Annotated in this window: 10 protein-coding genes; 5 read left to right on the forward strand and 5 right to left on the reverse strand. The window is 56.1% G+C overall.

Going from position 1 to position 17,765, the window contains the following annotated elements; translation table 11 throughout:
- Positions 1 to 142 precede the first annotated feature (142 nt).
- The gene (locus tag GNT65_RS16850; RefSeq protein WP_160798334.1) at positions 143 to 3,340 is read left to right on the forward strand and encodes an NPCBM/NEW2 domain-containing protein; all 3,198 of its coding nucleotides are present in this window, start codon (positions 143 to 145) and stop codon (positions 3,338 to 3,340) included.
- Positions 3,341 to 3,438: 98 nt separating this feature from the next.
- Here GNT65_RS16850 and GNT65_RS16855 read toward each other — a convergent pair whose 3' ends face one another.
- Complete coding sequence (locus tag GNT65_RS16855) at positions 3,439 to 3,909, reverse strand: DMT family transporter (protein WP_160798336.1); 471 nt, start codon at positions 3,907 to 3,909, stop codon at positions 3,439 to 3,441.
- On the reverse strand, positions 3,909 to 4,493 hold the full coding sequence (locus GNT65_RS16860) for a DMT family transporter (RefSeq protein ID WP_160798337.1): 585 nt from the start codon (positions 4,491 to 4,493) through the stop codon (positions 3,909 to 3,911). The genes GNT65_RS16855 and GNT65_RS16860 overlap by 1 nt, the downstream gene beginning before the upstream one ends.
- A gap of 128 nt (positions 4,494 to 4,621) precedes the next feature.
- Here GNT65_RS16860 and GNT65_RS16865 point away from each other — a divergent pair, with 128 nt between their 5' ends.
- Positions 4,622 to 5,521 (forward strand): LysR family transcriptional regulator, encoded by a 900-nt coding sequence (locus tag GNT65_RS16865; RefSeq protein ID WP_160798339.1) that lies wholly within the window; start codon positions 4,622 to 4,624, stop codon positions 5,519 to 5,521.
- Positions 5,522 to 5,579: 58 nt separating this feature from the next.
- Here GNT65_RS16865 and GNT65_RS16870 read toward each other — a convergent pair whose 3' ends face one another.
- From GNT65_RS16870 to GNT65_RS16880, 3 genes are all read right to left on the reverse strand, one after another.
- Positions 5,580 to 7,178 carry a tryptophan 7-halogenase gene (locus tag GNT65_RS16870; protein ID WP_160798341.1) on the reverse strand — a complete coding sequence of 533 codons (1,599 nt, stop codon included), beginning with the start codon at positions 7,176 to 7,178 and terminating at the stop codon, positions 5,580 to 5,582.
- Positions 7,179 to 7,310: 132 nt separating this feature from the next.
- Positions 7,311 to 9,434: a glucosidase family protein gene (locus GNT65_RS16875; protein WP_181006345.1), complete on the reverse strand. Its 2,124-nt coding sequence runs from the start codon at positions 9,432 to 9,434 to the stop codon at positions 7,311 to 7,313.
- Between the two features lie 326 nt (positions 9,435 to 9,760).
- Positions 9,761 to 10,636 carry a helix-turn-helix domain-containing protein gene (locus tag GNT65_RS16880; protein WP_011866092.1) on the reverse strand — a complete coding sequence of 292 codons (876 nt, stop codon included), beginning with the start codon at positions 10,634 to 10,636 and terminating at the stop codon, positions 9,761 to 9,763.
- Positions 10,637 to 10,969: 333 nt separating this feature from the next.
- Between GNT65_RS16880 and GNT65_RS16885 the strand changes: the two genes are divergently transcribed.
- The 3 genes from GNT65_RS16885 to GNT65_RS16895 all read left to right on the forward strand — a co-directional run bounded on the left by GNT65_RS16885 (position 10,970) and on the right by GNT65_RS16895 (position 17,760).
- Positions 10,970 to 13,774: a TonB-dependent receptor gene (locus GNT65_RS16885; protein WP_160798345.1), complete on the forward strand. Its 2,805-nt coding sequence runs from the start codon at positions 10,970 to 10,972 to the stop codon at positions 13,772 to 13,774.
- 272 nt (positions 13,775 to 14,046) lie between these two features.
- Positions 14,047 to 15,600, forward strand: a complete 1,554-nt coding sequence (locus GNT65_RS16890) for a PEGA domain-containing protein (RefSeq protein ID WP_160798347.1) — start codon at positions 14,047 to 14,049, stop codon at positions 15,598 to 15,600.
- A 216-nt stretch (positions 15,601 to 15,816) separates the two neighbouring features.
- Positions 15,817 to 17,760, forward strand: a complete 1,944-nt coding sequence (locus GNT65_RS16895; RefSeq protein WP_160798349.1) for a glycoside hydrolase family 97 protein — start codon at positions 15,817 to 15,819, stop codon at positions 17,758 to 17,760.
- Positions 17,761 to 17,765: the final 5 nt, after the last annotated feature.

A 17,765-nucleotide genomic window follows, 5' to 3' on the forward strand; every position in this document is an offset into this window, starting at 1 on the left:
CCCTCACGACAGAGGATGCTTGGATAGTCTGGCGTATCAAAAAGATAAGTCACCGATAATTATTGCATAGTCAAGCTATTGATTTGGCTGAAGTTGCTGAGGTTAATCATCATGAATAAATAACTCATCAGGAGTTTAAACAATGAAAATAACCACAAGACCCTGTGCAACACTCACCCTGGCTATCGGCCTCGCCCTGGGCACCCTGCCCAAGGTCGGTCTGGCCGATGGCCTGATCCGCGACCCTAGGATCAGGCCTGACACCCAGCTCACGATCAGCTCCAGCGATCCTCAGCTGGATCTCGCCATCGCCCGCTCGGTCGATTACATCTACGACTATCTGGTGGTCGGCCCACAGCAATACCCCACCACGGAAGAAGCCGAGCGGATCACTAAGTTTCGCGATGCTGGGGTAGCTGCCGTCCCCTCCCTGTGGGGCAGCTACCACGGCACGCCAACGGCCAATGCCACGGGCTACAGAGAGAACTTCTGCCTGCGAGATGTTGCCCATCAGACAGAGGGCGCGGCCCTGCTGAGCCTCAATGAAGAAAATATCGACATGCTGACCCGCTTCGCCTTCGACGCCCTGCAGGACAAGCGAGTCGAAGTCAGCGACCCCAATCTCGACCCCTTAGATCCCTGGGCCTCGGCGCGGCCTAAGAGTTTCTGGCAGGAGTACTGGACCCTATGGTCCTACAACTTCTACGGCGCGCCTTACTATATGGACGCAGGTTTTCAGGAGCTGCCCGCGCCGCTTGAGCTTTTAGAAAAAGTCTATCGCATGTATCGATTCACCGGCGATGAGCGCTGGTTATCCCAGACCTTCATGGACTATGGCGAACAGCTGCTCAACGAGTTCGCCAACCGTTACGACTTTAACGGCAACGGCATAGTCGACAACCGCGGTAACGAAGGGATATTGCCCACCCTGTGGGAATTTGAGGGCGCCAGCCATATCGGCGATAACGAACTCAGCTTTAGCCTGTCGCCGGACGAGCAAGGCGGTAGCCTCGTCATAGACAAGGGCTATTTTGCCCGCCTCGGTGTGCAGGACATGAGCCTAAAGGTGAGATTTAGAAACGGCCGCGACGACTACCTCAGGGTCAGGATAAACAATCTGACTTCCGCCACGGGCGAGGCACCTATCCTCTCCAACGATTACCTGTTTATCGAAAATACCCAGCCAACCCAAGATCTACAGCTCAGCTTTAACCGAGCGCCCGGCGTTACACTGACCACACTCACCGACGGCAAGGCCCCCTTGGTGCCGGGCAGTGACTACAGCGTCAGCGGCAATCAGGTCGTCATCAGCAAGAGCTATCTGGATAGGGTGATAAGCAACAGCTCCTATCGCTATAAGTTCTCCTTCGGCTTCCAATTTAGCGACGCCAGCCAGGCCCGCCTGGTGGTGGAGTCGGGCTCCCACAGCTACGCCGATGCCATCTTGAGTCAACACAGCGTCACCCTGGATTGGAACAATCTGCAAGATGTGAATCTGGCGCTGGATTTCAGCCAGACGCCCACGGAAAACCGTGACCTCTACCGCATCGAGAACAACATGAACCGTGTGGTCGAGGCCGGCGATACCCTGGGGGTTCAGTACCAGGCCATATTGGCCTATGAGCAGATGCTGCGCGCCAAGGCGCAACTGGTGAACGACAACCAGGAAGCCGCAACGCTTATCGCCAAGGCCGACCAGTATCAGGCCAGTGCACAGGCCTTGCTAAGCGATTTCCAGACCCGTTGGTACGATGCGAGCCAGATGACCTACGCCAGGGCATTTGACGGCTATGGCAACGCCATCTTCGGCTGGGGCCATGAGAACAGCTTCTTCATGCCCATGAAAGATCTGCTGGAACCTGGGGCTAAGGCCGACGCCTACCTTAGCTTCATCCACGACAACTCGGAGAGCCTCAACGAAGAGGCCAAGACCTATCTGCCCGAGGCCTTCTTCAACTATGGCCAGAACGACCGTGGCTGGTATTGGATGCAGGCGGGGCTCAAACGCTTTTTCGCCGATCGCAGTGACGATCAGGTGATCAAGACCTATCCGGAGATCGCCTTTACCAACATCTCCAACCTGGTGACCCATATGATGGGCTTCGAGCCCAATGTGCCCCAGCACAGTGTCAGCACCCTATCGCGACTGCCAGCGAGCCTGGGTCATGTCCAGGTAGCCAACCTGCCCCTTGGGCAGAGCCTGATGCAGACCAGCGATTATCACAGGGAGATAGACAGCCTGCTTACTCTGCGTCACGACGGCCAGCGCAGCACGACCCTGAGCCGCAGCACAGGTAGCGGCGAGCCGCTGACCTGGCGCGCCCAGTTTATCGGTAGCTACCCAAGTCTCTATGTGGATGGTCAGGCCCTGACTGCCAGCCAGATTAGTATCAACGGCGTCACCCTCTCCTATGTGGATCTCGACCTTAACGGCGGCCAAAGCATCATGGTCTCGACCTCAGAAGATGGCACAGAGCCGCCGGTCGAGCCGCCTGTTGCCTGGACGCCACTGACAGATCTCACGCCTGTCAGCCAGCAGAGCGACTGGGGCTGCATCAATCTTGATAAGAGCGTGGACGGCAATCCCCTGAGGGTCGGCGGCCAGCAGTACGATAGCGGCATAGGCACACATGCAAACGGCGAGATCATCTACGACCTGCAGGGCCAGTACCAAGGCTTTACCGCTCAGGTGGGTGTCGACGATGAGGTGGGCGCCAACGGCTCGGTGCGCTTCAAGGTCTATCTCGACAATCAGCTGGCGTTTGACTCAGGCGTGATGACCGGCAGCGACGACGCCAGTGCGCTCGATTTGGATGTCGAGGGTGTTTTGCAGCTTAGACTGGTTATCGAAGATGGCAGCGATGGCATCAACAGCGATCACGCCGACTGGCTACTGCCCCGCCTGACCCAGAAGGTAACCGTGCCGCTGACCAGCCTCACGCCCATGAGTACAAGCACAGGTTGGGGCAGCATGCAGTATGACAGGAGCATAGAGGGCAATCCGCTCACCCTGGGCGGACAGACCTTTGCAACTGGCATAGGCACCCACTCCACCAGCGAAATTGTCTACGACCTTCAGGGCCTCTATAGCGATTTCGAGGCCCAGGTCGGCGTAGACGATGAGACCGGCATCAATGGCAGTGTGGCCTTTGAGATCTATCTCGATGGCCAGCTCGCCTACGACTCCGGCACCCTGCTTGGCAGCGACCCGGCCCATGCCGTCGCCGTCGATGTCAGCGGCGCCCAGCAGATGCGTCTGGTCACCACAGATGGCGGCGATAACATCAACTTCGATCACGCCGACTGGGCCGTACCTATGCTGATTCAAAACGGCCATTAATCTTCAGGCGGTATTGACCACTTGGCGAGTGCGGCGATTGTCTCACTCGCCTTTTTACTGACGAATAAACACAGGCATGAACATAAAACGATAACCATTCAGTGTTTAGTCTCTCGCTGCTCCAGCTTAAACTCCTGCCGCTCGACACTTTTCGCCTCCATGCGGCGAAAAGCCAGCACACCGGCGAAGATGACAACCACCCCCAGCAGCTGCAGCGGATTGACCGCCTTAACCACAAGGTCGAACAGCACGCCGCTCAGCAGCTGCCCCGAAATCACCAGCAGGCTGCAGAGAGTCGTGCCCAGCCTTAGGATGACCTGGGTATTGAGCACCACAAACACGGCGCCCACCACGCCGCCAAGCCAGGCATAGAGGGGGGCATCGAGCAAGCCTGCGACGGGCGGGCTCGGCATCAATACCAGCAGCAGACTCAAGAAGACAAAGCCCACGCCATGATTCCAAAGTGAGGCATAGTAGGCATCGCTCGCCTGACCCAGACGACCGTTGAGGATGCGGCAAAGGCCGATACAGACGCCGTTAAGTAACGCAAGCAGAATTAGGGTTAGCATCACGCACCCTCCTGAGCCAGCAAGGCAATCAGGGCGCCCAGTGCCATCACGGCCAGGGCCGCGCCCTGCCCCCAACTCAGGCGGCGCCTCGCCATGCCAAACGAGCCCAGGCGATCACAAACCAGGCCGAAGAGGATCTGCCCCGCCATGATAAAGGCTATGCTGGCGCTCAGGCCTAACGCGCTGTTGACCGTCATGGCCCCCAGTACCACTGTGAAGGCGCCGGGCAGCCCGCCCAGATAGGCCCACCAGGGCGCAGCCTCGTTGCACCTTGTAAGGCCCCCTTGTCTCAGGCGCACCACGCCCAACAATAGGAGGGCGACTAGGGTGCCGACCCCATGGGCCACCCAGGAGGCCAGCAGCGGCGAGCCATACTTGGCCAGCTCGCTGTTTAGGGCGATCATCACCGCCAGGGCCACTCCGCCCAGCAGCCCAAGCATCAGGTTTAGTGGCGTGCTTGCCTGTGGCTTAAGGTCAATTTGCGCCTGGCTTGTCGATTCTTGTGGCACAAGTTGTGTCGGTTCTTGTGGCATGAGTTGTGGCATGAGTTGTGGCAATTGTCGTGGTATTAGCTGTTTCGTCATCGTTTCGCTCCACGCTAAATAGCGTCTAAATAGCAACCTCTGTCTCGATGGCGTCACTTTAATCTGTTTCCCTTAAATAGATAATCCGCTATATTCGAAAATCTTTGTTGCCATATTGGAAACTATATTTGGACATCTACGCCAACATTCCCCTGTTTGTCTCGGTCGTCGAGCTGGGCAGTTTCTCCGAGGCCGCGCGGCGGTTAGGCATCAACAAGTCTGCGGTGAGTAAGCGTATCAGCGCCTTAGAGCAGGCCTTAGGGGTCAAGCTTATCCAGCGCACCACCCGCAGGCTGCACCTCACCGACGCCGGTAGGCAGTATTATGAGTATGTGCACCAGGCGGCCGCCCTGATGCAGCAGGCCCAGGATGCCCTGGCGAGCCAACAGGGGGCGGTACAAGGATCCCTAAAGGTGAGCCTGCCCAATGTCTTCGGTCAGCGCCATATCGCGCCGCTGCTGAGCGAATTTAGCCTCCAATACCCGGCCATCAACCTGGAGGTGAGCCTAGACGATCGCGTGGTTGATCTGCTTAAGGAAGGCCTGGATATGGTGGTGCGAATAGGCGATCTGCCCGATTCTAGCCTGGTCGCGGTAAGGCTCGGCCCCTGTCACAGCCTGCTGTGCGCCTCCCCCGACTATCTTGCACGCGAGGGTCATCCCAGAAGCCTTACAGATCTCAGAGCGCACAACTGCCTCTTCTACTCTTACTTTCGCGGCGGACTGGAGTGGAGCTTTGAGCGGCGCGGCGAGGTGAGCCGAATCAAGCCCCGGGGCAATATCAAAGTTAACAACAGCGAGGTGATCCGCCGCCTGTTGCTGGATGGCATGGGGATCGCCCTGATGCCCAGGTATCTGGTGGAAGAGGAGCTGGCATCGGGCACCCTGGTGCCAGTGCTCAGAGATTATCAGGCGCCGACACATGGCATCTACGCCCTCACCCCGGAGCGGCAACATATGCCCGCCCGTCTCAGGGTGTTTATCGATTTTCTCAAGCAGGCATTGGCAGAGCGTGGCGCAAACTGGTAACGCCTTTTCTGCCTGACCTGGCTTTAGCCTGATATTCGGCCAGAGATAAAGCCTGAGATTAGCCCTGAGTTAACGCCTCGATGAAGGCCCTGTGATCCGGCAGCTTCTGCGCCAGAAAATCCTTGGCGTGAGTGATCTTATCCAGCTGCGCCCTGGCCTGCTGACGCGCCGTGTCATCGAGCGTCTTGGGCTGGGTACTAAAGCCCATGCCATAGAGCAGATAGAGATAGTTATCCACGCCAAACACCTCGAACTGAGAGAAGAAGTCGTCGGGATGGGGCGTGAAGTGTTGCCACAGGGCGAGTCGCCGCGACAACTCCTCGGACGTTGGCTGGGCATCCAGATGATGGCGATAGTCGCGCCAGAAGGCGGAGTCGCGGCGATCCGACAGCTGATAATGCAGCGCCACGAAGTCGATCACCGCCTCCCAGGCGTGAGCGACGATGCGATTAAACCTGGCCTCAAGCACAGGCAGTGTCTCATCACTTGTGGGAAATTTGCGCGCCAGTAAGGATGCGGCGAAGTCTGTCAGCAGGATAGAGGTCGCCTCCAGGGGCTCGAGAAAGCCCTGGGCCAACCCAAGCGCGACGCAGTTGCCCTGCCAGAACTTTTTCAGATGCCCTACCCGCATGATGAGGCTGCGAAACTCGCCGGCACTCGGCAGCTCGTCACCCAGATACCTCTCGAGTTTCTGGCACGCCTCTTTATCGCTCAGGTAGCGATCGCAATAGACCAGACCTACGCCTCGCCGCTTGGGCAGGGCGATATCCCAGATCCAACCGGCCTGATGGGCGCTCGCCTGGGTATAGGGCGGCAGCGGCGCATCGGGCGCGCTTGGCACCTGAGTCACTAGCGCCTTGTTCATCCAGAGCTTATCCGCCAGTGAGATGAACTCGACACCGAGCGCCTTCTCCATCAAGAGGCCGCTAAAACCTGAGCAGTCGAGGTAAAAGTCGAAACAGCGGCGACCGCCCTCCCTGAGATGCAGGGCCACTATCCTCTCATCATTTTTACTCTCATTGCCCTCTGTGAGCCTGTCCGTCTCAACACAGTCCATTTCGAGCCTGGCCGTCTCAACCTCGAGCAGATGATCTTGAACATGCTCGACACCGAAACGCTCGATGGCATTCTCCCTGAGGAGCTCGGCAAACTTGGCGGCGTCGAAGTGATAGGCATAGGCGTGGGCCCCCTGATAAGGCGCGGAGGCTAATGTCTTAGGTGCCTTTTGCGCCTCGCAGCTAAAACTCTGGGGCGACAGGGCCTCATCGAACGCAACAGGCTTGGGGCCTGTGGCTAACTCATCGAGCCAGAAATCGCTGAGATCCACACCAAAGGGGCTGGGTGGATCGAACAGGTGATGAAAGGCGCTCATCTCGCTGCCAGGCTTGCGGTGACGCCAGTTGATGAACTTGATCGACTGCTTGAAGCTGGCATCGCAGCGCCTGAACAGCGCAGTCTCCTCTATGCCAAACGCCTGCAGGGACTTGCGGATCATGGGCACAGTGCCTTCGCCCACTCCTATGGTGGGGACATCGGGCGACTCGATAAGGGTAATGCTTACCTTGGGGCTGCGCCCCTTGAGTGCCAGACCCAGATGGTTGGCGGCTAGCCAGCCGCTGGCACCGCCGCCGACGATGGCAATGGATAAGATGCTCACAGACAGGGCCTCCGATATTGGCTAAGGCGATTCATACTTGGCTCGCAACAAGTTGACTTGGCTCTCAACAAGTTGAAGACGCGCCTTTCCGTCCCCTAGAAGGACAGAAAGGCGCTTGTTAGCAATGACGGTTTAGAGCGATAGCGAGACAGGCCCCTTGCCGTCCCAGCTGAACTTCTGCTCCTTGCCATCTGGCTGCTGGACGCTGATCTGGTAGGCATCATCCCCCTTAGCCTGGGTGCGATTGACGCAGAGATCTATGTTGCTGTTGAAGGCGCGGATCCCTCTTAAACACATGTTATCCCAACCGGTCGGCAGATAGGGCGCCACCTTGAGGCGATTGAAGCCTGTGGGTTCCATGCCGAAGATCCCCTCGGTCACGACGCGGGCATAGAGGGCGCTCTCGGCTGAGAGGTGGCGCTGGTTGCCCTCGGGCCAAGCCTCTACCGCATAGGGCACATGCTCACCCAGCAGACGCTTGCGCGAATAGTACTTAAAGTAGCGCATGGCGGTGTCTGTCTCCTGGGCGCTGAAGATCCCCCTGAAGGCATACAGGGTCGCCCTGTCCCAGAAGGTCTTGTTGCCCGCCTCGCTGTAGATCCCCTCCGGACTCCACAGGTAGTCAGACAGCAGCGCATCCAGGGTCGCCTGCTTACGATCGAAGATGCCGAAGGTGAGCGGCAAGGCGATCCAGGCTCTCAGCTTGTCGTTGCCCTGGTAGTACTGATAGGTGTCGAAACCCTGCACGTTCGCGCCGAAATAGGTCTCGATGGCAGCCTTAAGCGCCTTGGCTCGCTGGCGATAGTCGCTGGCAAGTTCGGTGCGACCCAGCTCCTGATTCAGGTAGGCCGAGGAGATCAGTGCACCATAGGTCAACATGTTAGTGCTGAGGTTGACGTCACCGGCGGGGAAGCGTCCCTCCAGCTCGTCGCTGTCGGAAGCGATGACACCTTCTTGAGTCTGCTTCTTATAACTAAAGTCGATACACCAGTCGATAAGAGGCAGGAGCTCGCGGGCCTGCTGCTTGTCGCCATAGGCCAGGGCGAAGCGGCTGGCTCCATAGGCGATCATGGCGCAATCGCCCCTGTCACCGGCGCCGTTCCAGTAATCGTCACCCTCGGCGATGATAGAGGATGGGAGCGCCCTGCCCTCATCGTTCATGTAACGGGCAAAGTGAGCAAAGCTGTTGATGGCCGACTCGTTGCCGCGCTTGTCCCCCAGGAAGGGGAAGAAGGGGTTGATATATTCCGCCTGATCGTTGGCCCAGATAGCCGCGTAGTAACGTCCGCCGCCGGGGCCATGCATCAGGCCACCCTTGGTCCTAAAGATAGACTCGGCGCTGCGCAGCTTGGCAAACTCGAACATCTTGTTGAGCACAGGATCAGGCGTCTCCAGACGAAGATTTTGATTAAGCTGGGCCACATAATCCAGACGCGCGCTTATCTCTTGTGCTGGCGTTAGCTCTTGTGCCGGCCTTTGATCATTTGCCTGAGCTCGCGCCTGGCCAGGCCCCGCCTCACCTACTTGCTTGTCGGCTCTGTGGGCCTCGAAGGTCACGAAGAGATCAAAGTCGCTGCCGGGCACCAGGCTAAACTGCCCCGCCTTGTCGCTGCTGGCCTGGATGAGGTAGCGACCGTAGACACCTTTCTCCGCATCCGTCTCGACTTTGTAGTCTAGAGGCTTAAGCTCCAGCGTGACGGTCTGGTCACCCTGGTTAGTAAAACGCAGACGTTCGATCATCCTAGGCCCAGTGGTGCTTGGCGACAGGGTGCGACTGAGGCTGACCTTACTGCCCTGCGCATCTGATAGCTGACTGGTTAGGTTCAGGGTGCCATCTATGGTCACGCGCTCAAGCGTCTCAGTGCTAACAGGCTTACCGCCAAGCATGATCTCGGGCGAGATGCTCAAGGGAAAATCATGGATCAGGCTGGCATGGGTGTCGTTAGGGACGGTACGCAGCATGGGCCAGACCAGCTTACGCTTCAAGATCAGCTCTCCCTGCTCATCACTACCGTAGTAGATGATGGCCGAGATCTGCTCGCCGCTCATCTCGATATGATCTTCATGGGTGTCCTGAACCTGCCAGGTGATCCCCTCGCCGCCTAGCTGCCAGCGATCTTTAAGGGTATTGGCCAGATCGTTTAACTGCACGTGGGCCACAGGGGCGTCTTGCTGCTCGCCAGAACGGGGCGCTTGGTGAGAACAGGCCGATAGGATAGCGATTGCGCATGCCGATAATAAAATGCTTTTTTTCATACTCATCTCGTTGTTAATAACCTTTTTATCAAGTATCACTCGAAATTTATCGCTTAATTAAAGTCAAAAGATAAATAACATCTGTTGACTTAATTCGAGTATTAATGATGCTTAGTTATTATCTGTATTATTTTATTTATGAGTGACTCATGCTGATAAATAATCTAGATGATAAATAATCTTCTCTATTTAACAGCAAAACCTTTATTTACTACTTAATCAAAGCTCGTTTAGACGGGCTAAACACTAACTGTTCACAGATTGAAGCATGCATTACTGGCCTCAGGCTTACTAAAAAACAATGACACTTTCTCGAAAAATAACCCTCACCCCACCCGGCGGCGAAACTCCAGCGGCGACATGTTGAACTCGCGCTGAAAGATGTCATAGAAGCGACTCACCGAGCCAAACCCTGCCTCCAGTGCTATGTTCAGCACGGGATTTTCGGTATCGATCAGCAGTGCCTGGGCATGTTGCAGTCGTAACTGGTTAATATATTGTTTTATTGAGACTTTCATTACGCGATTGAAGAGCTTCATCGCATAATTCTTGTGCAGTCCGGTGGACATGGCCACGTTCTCTATGGTGATCTTCTGATCATAATGGTCGGCGATATAGCGCAGCATGGTCTGAATATGGTTAAGCCCGCCAAATACCGGCTTGTCGACCCCGTGACCGCTACGATGGGCCAGATTAAAGGTGCTGTAATGCTCTATCGCCATGCGGCGGATACGGTTGCGGATCTCGTTGATCACCTGACTGGCGAGCAGGGGCTCCTGACTGGCGATATCCGCCTCCCAGATCTGCGTCAGCTGGCGATCGCACACATAGAGGCTGTCCGACACCATCACCTCGCCGTGGAGCAGCTGGCTGACAAACTCCCCCGGCAGCATCCAGGTGAGAAAGGCCTGCAGTGGAATGTAGATGTTGACTATCTCGCCGTCGCCATGACAGGCGGTCATCTGGTGGGGGATCGAGGCCCAGAAGATGATCATCCGCCCCTCGGGCACGGAGATCTCCTGACCGTTAATCAAATAATCGGCCGAACAATCAAAGAGGTAGTTAATCTCTATATGACCATGCCAATGGCTGTGGGCCATTACCTCTGGCCGCTTGCGATGAAAGCCAAACTTATTGTCCTGCGCCTGCGCCGTTAACGGACTGGCTTCACTAAACGAAATTTTCTCGACCCATTCGAACATAAGGATAACCCCGGTTAACCCACCTCAAGCGAACCTAACCCAAATACATTTGATTAACAAACATAAGTTATTTTTCGGGAAGTTATACCTGATTTTCAGGAAGGTTCAGAGTGAAACTTACTCAAGTAGCAAACATGAAAACGTCTGATGTTAAATATTCGTTAGGATATTTTCTGGAAATCATAGGCACTATTTCGGGAAGTTTCCCTTCCTGTCTCGGGGATATAAATATCAGGGTGAACTGATTTCAAAAATTAGTTTATTGAGCCTGATAAGAATTAATTCAGCCCAAACAATAAAGCTCAAAAAGCCTGACAACACGAAGGGAACACTATGAAAAGAAATTATCTTGCCTTTGCGATTAGCCTTGCATTGGCCTCTTCGCTTCCCGCCTATGGGGCCGACGACGAAGAGAAACAACAAAATGAAGAGACCGAGATGGAAGTCATCGAGGTGCGGGGGATCTTAAGCAGTCTCAAGGAGGCGCAGTCGATCAAGAAGGAAGCCGACAACGTGGTCGACGCCCTAGTCGCCGAAGATATAGGTAAATTCCCCGACAGTAACGTCGCCGAGGCGATGCAGCGTATCCCAGGTGTGAGCGTTAACCGCCTGCGCGGCGAGGGCCAGAGCGTAACCGTGCGTGGCCTGAGTGGCGACTACAACGTCACCACCCTCAACGGCAGAAAGATCGCCTCGGAAACCGTGGGACGCGACTTCAACTATGATCTGATCGCCGCCGAGCTGATTGGTGGCATTCAGGTCAACAAGACCCAGCAGGCCTCCCTGCCCGAAGGTGGTATTGGCGCCATCATCAATATCGACACCCTCAAGCCTCTGAATGTAGGCAGCAAGGTAGCCGGCTCTATCGAGGGCTACTATAACGAGCGCGCCGGCGAGACAGATCCCCAGGCTTCGCTGCTGATCAGCGAGACCTTCAACGACGATGAACTGGGGATCTTGATCTCGGCCAACCACACCTCCTCCTTCACCCGCTTCGACAGCCACAGCGCCCAGTGGGGCTGGAACGAGTGGAGCGAGGCCGAGCTGATGCCAGACGGCGATCCGAACGTGTCGGGACGCTTCCCCAGCTGGCCCAACATCATGGTGAGCACGGATCAGCGCGAGCGCAGCGGCGGCACCCTTGCATTGCAATGGCGCCCTACTCCAGAGCTGGATATCAACTTCGATGCCCTCTATACCAAGTATGAGATTGAATCTACGGGAAACATGATCTCCCTGGCCCTCTTTGAGGGCACGAACCTGGATAACATTCAGGATGTACAGTTTGGTGCGGACGGTCACACCAACAGCATCACTATTGGTGAGCCGGGCAACATGGACTCGCCGGCCATCGCCGAGTTGCTGGAATCGCAGAATCCCCGTGACAGCGACGCCATGCAGGTAGGACTGAACCTCAACTATATCTGGGACAACTTTAACTTTAACGTCGATATGGCCTACTCTGAGGCGGAAGATGCCTCGGCGGCGGTCAGCTGGGTCGTGGTGCGTACCGCCATCGACACCCTCGAGGTCAACTGGGATAACGGCGAGCAGGTGCCCGACATCTCCTTCGGCGATACCGTGCTGGATGAAAACATCGACTATGGTGCCTGGTATGCCCGCATCGACGGCGACAAGGTAAAAGACAAGACGGGGAACTTTAACTTCGACGGCACCTATGAGCCCGACGATGGCATCATCAGCAAGGTGCTGTTCGGCACCGGCTATAACATGCAGGACAAGGGCAAGACCTACTGGAGCCAGGAAAACCCCAGCGCCTACACCTTCCGCAACGGTGCCACAGATAGCGAGTGGATCAACGCCCCCGACAGCGAGAAGGTGGATATCGCCGGCAACACACTATGGGGCCCATTGCCAGGTAGTGCCCTCAACCCGGGCAACTTCGACGACTTCATGGGTAGCTCAAACGCCAACCTACCCAACACCTGGGCGGGCATCAATATTCCCGGACTATTCGACTACTACCGCTCACTGGATAGCGAGGCATTCGATCAATACCTGGTGCCCAGACCTAACCTCACCGGCGGCAATACCTATGGGGTGAAAGAGGAAACTATTCACGCCTACGCCGAAATGATCTTGGAAGATGAGATAGCGGGTATGCCCTACATGCTCGACTTCGGTCTGCGCTACATAGATACCACAGTCACCTCCTGGGGCTACTCACAGGATCCGGCCAACATCGCCTTCGATGAGGATGGTCTGTTTACCGATGCGGTGGATACCGTCGGCCTGGTGGAGTTTGAAGGCAACTATAAAAAGCTGCTACCGAGTTTCAACGGTAAGTTAGGGCTGACCGATGATCTTGTCTGGCGTCTGTCGTTGTCACAGGCGATCTCACGTCCGCCGCTAACGAATCTGTCGCCGGTCACCTCTATCTGGCAGAACGAGGAGAAGACGCCGCCGGAGAACTTCATCTATGAAAACGATCCTGGCCTGGAGCCCTACTACGCCGACCAACTAGATACCACGTTGGAGTGGTACTACAGCGATAGCGGCACCCTGAACCTGGCCTTCTACTACAAGGAGCTGCATGGCTTCGTGATCTACGAGCCGACGCGTGAAACCATCAATGGCGCCAGCTTCGAGGTGACCCGTCCCTACAACGACGATGAGAACCAGTCGCGTATCCGGGGTTATGAGCTGAACTGGCTACAGACCTTCGACGATTTCCTGCCTGATCCCCTCGCGGGCTTCGGTGTGCAGGCCAACTATACCTATAACAATAGCGAGTCGGGTGAATACACGGACGATGGCGAGCAGTTACCGTTCAAAGGATTGTCTGATCATCAATACAATGTGGTCGCCTTTTACGAGAACCATGGGCTTAAGGTCAATGTGGCCTATAACTATCGTTCCGAGTACAGCCTAGGCAAGCAGTGGTATTGGTCAAATGCCCTCAACGACTGGACCTCTGAGACCCTACAGGTCGACGAATGGGGCCAGCTGGATATGCAGGTGGGCTATGACATCACAGACAATATCACCCTCACCTTAGAGGCCAACAACCTGCTTGACCCCGATTATGTGCAGTACCTGAACGGGGACAAGAACCACGTAGACTATATCTCCAGCTGGGGCCGTAGCTATCGTGCGGGGGTTCGCTTCAAGTTTTAATCTCCCTTGTTAAATGATTCGCTCAAAGACAATTTAAGCAATCGTTTTGTTCGCCCATTACCACTAGGTGGTGGGCTTTTTTTATGTCCTTCTTTCCACTGCAAAACCTAGCTTATCCAACTGATATTCCTGAATAATTAATAGTGTTTCTCGAAAACTACTCTAGGGTTGATTAGCCCTTGAATGGGCGAGCCTGGATAGCTTAATTTTTAGTCAAACATAGCAGTCAAATCATAACCAGTAGCATCACAATCGAAGGAGAGAGTTTTCACATGGAGAGACAATTAAGCAATGAGCCAAACACGCAATTAAGCAGACTGCCAAACAGGCACAGCGCTTCCCCCCTGCTGAGCCTGGTCATCTTAAGTCTCATAAGCCTGCCGGGCTGCGGCTCAGGCGGCGATGACGGCCTGACTAGCGAGCCACCTGTAACACCGCCGGTCGCCACACCGACACCAGAGGCAAGTCTCACAGTATCCGCCAGCGAGAGCGGCGGCGCCATCTATCTAGACGGACGCTTCACCGGCAAGCTGACCCCGGCGGAGCTCACGCTCGCGCCCGGTGAGCACAGCATAGGCGTGGGGCTCAACCAGAGTGAGCAATATCTGAGACGTACGGTTCAGGTTGAGGCCGACCAGGCTGATAGCCTGGCGCTGGATGACACCGACCATCAGGCGCCCAAGACCTGGAAGGCGCTGTTTATCGGCGTAGCCAAGGTGCAGGCTCAGGGAGGCAGCTGTGTCAGCCAATACCAAACCGAGCAGCTCGACGCCGGGTTTGACTTCTTTCGCTGGAGTTTCGAGGAGCGCATCGAGCCCTACAGCTACCACACCATGGATTGGCAGTTTGAGCGTATGGATATCACGGATGAGGTGGTGACCCTGAGCAATGACAAACTTATCGGCCCGGCGGAGATCGAGCCCCATCTGACCATTGTCGACAAGGGCGATTATGACCTTATCGTCAGCTTCTTTCGCGGCGGCGCCGGCAGCGACGAGTGCTATATCGACGACTTCAAGGGCATCGCCTGGTATGACTATCGCGTACTTGACGCCGATGCCTCCTACTACACCATACGCTTCTATGATGATGTCACCGGGCGCATCGAGGCGGCCAAGACAGACGACAGAGACCCAGGCATGTACATCCACGAGTGGCTGCATACCACGGCGGAATGGTTCTTCCCCGACCAGGGCTATCCCCAGCCCAGCAGCGACGGTCAGGTGGTTCACGCCGCCGAGGCCTATGGCTACAGCTGGCCCTGGATGAGCTGGTATCGAGACCTTATTCGCGGCCAGGTAAAACAGCAAGCCAGCTATGTAGGCATAGGGCCAGATGCCCTGCTCGGCTGCAGCGTCAGCGAAGATGCCTTGGGCCTGTGCCCGAGCGCCGCAGGTCAAGCAGCATCAGACGCCTCGAGTCAAGCGGCCCCAGACGCCTTGATTCAAACGTCCTCTCTCTATGACAAGAGCGCCGAACAACAAGTGCCCTGGCAGACCGTTAGCCTGCCGTATCGAGATGGCAGGGTCACATTTGGCCAGATCCCAGCCGGTGATAGGCTCTGCCTCAATCGTCACGCCATCGACTACCGGCTCGGCGATGGCGCGCTAGCCCTCACCTTAGATGAGAGTCTCTGCGGCGAGCCATCCAGCGCCAGCCTCAGCTTTACCCCCTGGCAGGCAGATGGACTAGGAAAGCGGCTTGAGATCGCGCTACCTGTGGAGCAAGCCAGCAGGCTTCTAGCCAGCGAAACGCCTATTGCCGACAGTGAGCGCCCCAACTTAGATGAGCTGTTGATTAATCTAAGGGCGCTGATGGCACGCTAGCTCAAAGCGCACTGTTTCAAGGTGCACTGATTCAAGGTGCTCTGGTTCAAGGTGCACTGGCTCAAAGCACGCCAGTCTAATGCACAGCAGACGGGGCAAGATAGAGGTTATTTTTCGGGAAACATTAGCCCCGTTTTCATGCGCCCGGGTATCAATCGCCATGCTTCAATGACTTACCTTCGGGAATTTCCCCGTATGAATCAGGAGTAATAAAACATGTTGCAGCGTTTATTGACGGCGCCCCAGGCGTATAAGCAGCTGATGTTGGTAGGAGTGCTAACAATTCCCAGCGCACTGGCCATGGGTGAGACCTATCAACTCAGCTCCCCGGACGGCAGCATCTTAGTCGATGTCATCGCCGAGGAGCAGCTTAGCTACCGTGTCAGCGTCGACGGCCAGACCATTCTTAGTCCATCACACATCGCCATGTCCTTCGCCGATGGCACGGCGCTCGGCAACTCGCCTCAAGTGGTTGAGGTCAAGCGCAGTGCCATCTCAGAGCAGCTCACCCCGGTTATCAAGGTGCGCACCGCCAAGATAGACAACCAATACAACCAGTTGAGCCTGAGCTTCAAAGATAACTACAGAGTCGACTTTCGCGCCTTCGATGAAGGGGTCGCCTATCGTTTCAGTGCCCAACAGTCTGGCGAGAGTGCCCTCACCTCTGAGCAGGCCGAATTTAACTTCGCCAAGGGCGCCTTCGCCTATTTCCCCTTCGAGAAGAAGTTTGCCAGCGCCACCCAGCCAAGATTCACCCCAATCGCCGCCAAGGGGATCGATGGCGACGAGCTGGGCAGCCTGCCGGCCCTGTTTGTGGTCAATGGCGTCAATGTCCTGCTGACAGAGACTGACCTGCAGCGCTATCCCGGTCTTTGGCTAAGGGGCAAGGGCGATGGAAATGTCTATGGCGTGCATCCGTTCGAGCTGGATAAAGATGAGCAGTATACAAAGAATCTTGGCATAGTCAGCAAGTCACGCAGCTATCCCTGGCGCATTCTGGCCATCGCCCGCAGCGACGCTGAACTGCTCGACAACCAGATGAGCTACACCCTGGCCGAACCATCACGCATCGAAGACACCTCCTGGATAAAACCCGGCAAGATCGCCTGGGACTGGTATAACGAGAACAACCTAAAGGGGGTCGACTTCAAGGCGGGGATCAACACTAAGACCTACCAATACTACGCCGACTTTGCCGCCGACTTTGGCATCGAGAACATACTCATCGACGATGGTTGGTCGTCACAGGAAGATGTACTCACTGTGCTGCCGGGCATAGACATGCAGGCGATCATCGCCCATGCCAAGAAAAAAGGCGTCGGGGTACAGCTATGGGTGCCCTACTCGGCACTGGACAAGAACCTGGAAGAGGCGTTTAAGCTCTACGCCAAATGGGGGATCAACGGCGTCAAGATAGACTTCATGGACAGCGACAGCATCAAGCGGGTGGACTTTTACTGGCGCGCCGCCGCCATGGCCGCCAAGTACAAGCTGATGGTCAACTTCCATGGCTCTTACAAACCCGCCGGGATCCACAGAACCTACCCCAACGTGATGACCCGCGAAGGGGTCAGAGGGCTAGAGAACAACAAATGGTCTGAGGTGACCTCGACCCACAACCTGCATCTGCCCTTCATCCGCATGATCGCAGGCCCATTGGACTACACCCCGGGCGCCATGGCCAATGCCCAGCAGAAGAACTTCAACAAGGTCTGGTCTCGCCCCATGAGCCTGACCACCCGGGCGCAACAGATTGCCATGTATGTGATCTACGAGAGCCCGCTACAGATGCTCGCCGACACGCCCACCAGTTACCGCGCCGAGCCTGAGATCCCGCGCTTTATCTCAGCCATTCCTACGGTATGGGATGACTTTAAGGTGCTACACGCCAGCATAGGCGAGTATTTCACCATAGCGCGCCGCAATGGTGATAACTGGTATATCGGCGCCATGACCAATACCCAGACGAGAAGTCAGCAGCTCAACCTGGACTTCCTGGAAGGCGGTGAGTATGAGATGCAGCTGCTGCAAGATGGCATCAACGCGGGTAACTTCGCCGAAGACTATAAATTGGTCAAGAAAACTGTCACCAAGAACGACACCTTAGAGCTGAACATGGCGGCCAACGGCGGCTATGCCATACAGCTGATCAAGCGTTAATCATC

Origin of the sequence: Shewanella insulae (assembly GCF_009831655.1) — a bacterium.
Lineage (GTDB): Bacteria > Pseudomonadota > Gammaproteobacteria > Enterobacterales > Shewanellaceae > Shewanella > Shewanella insulae.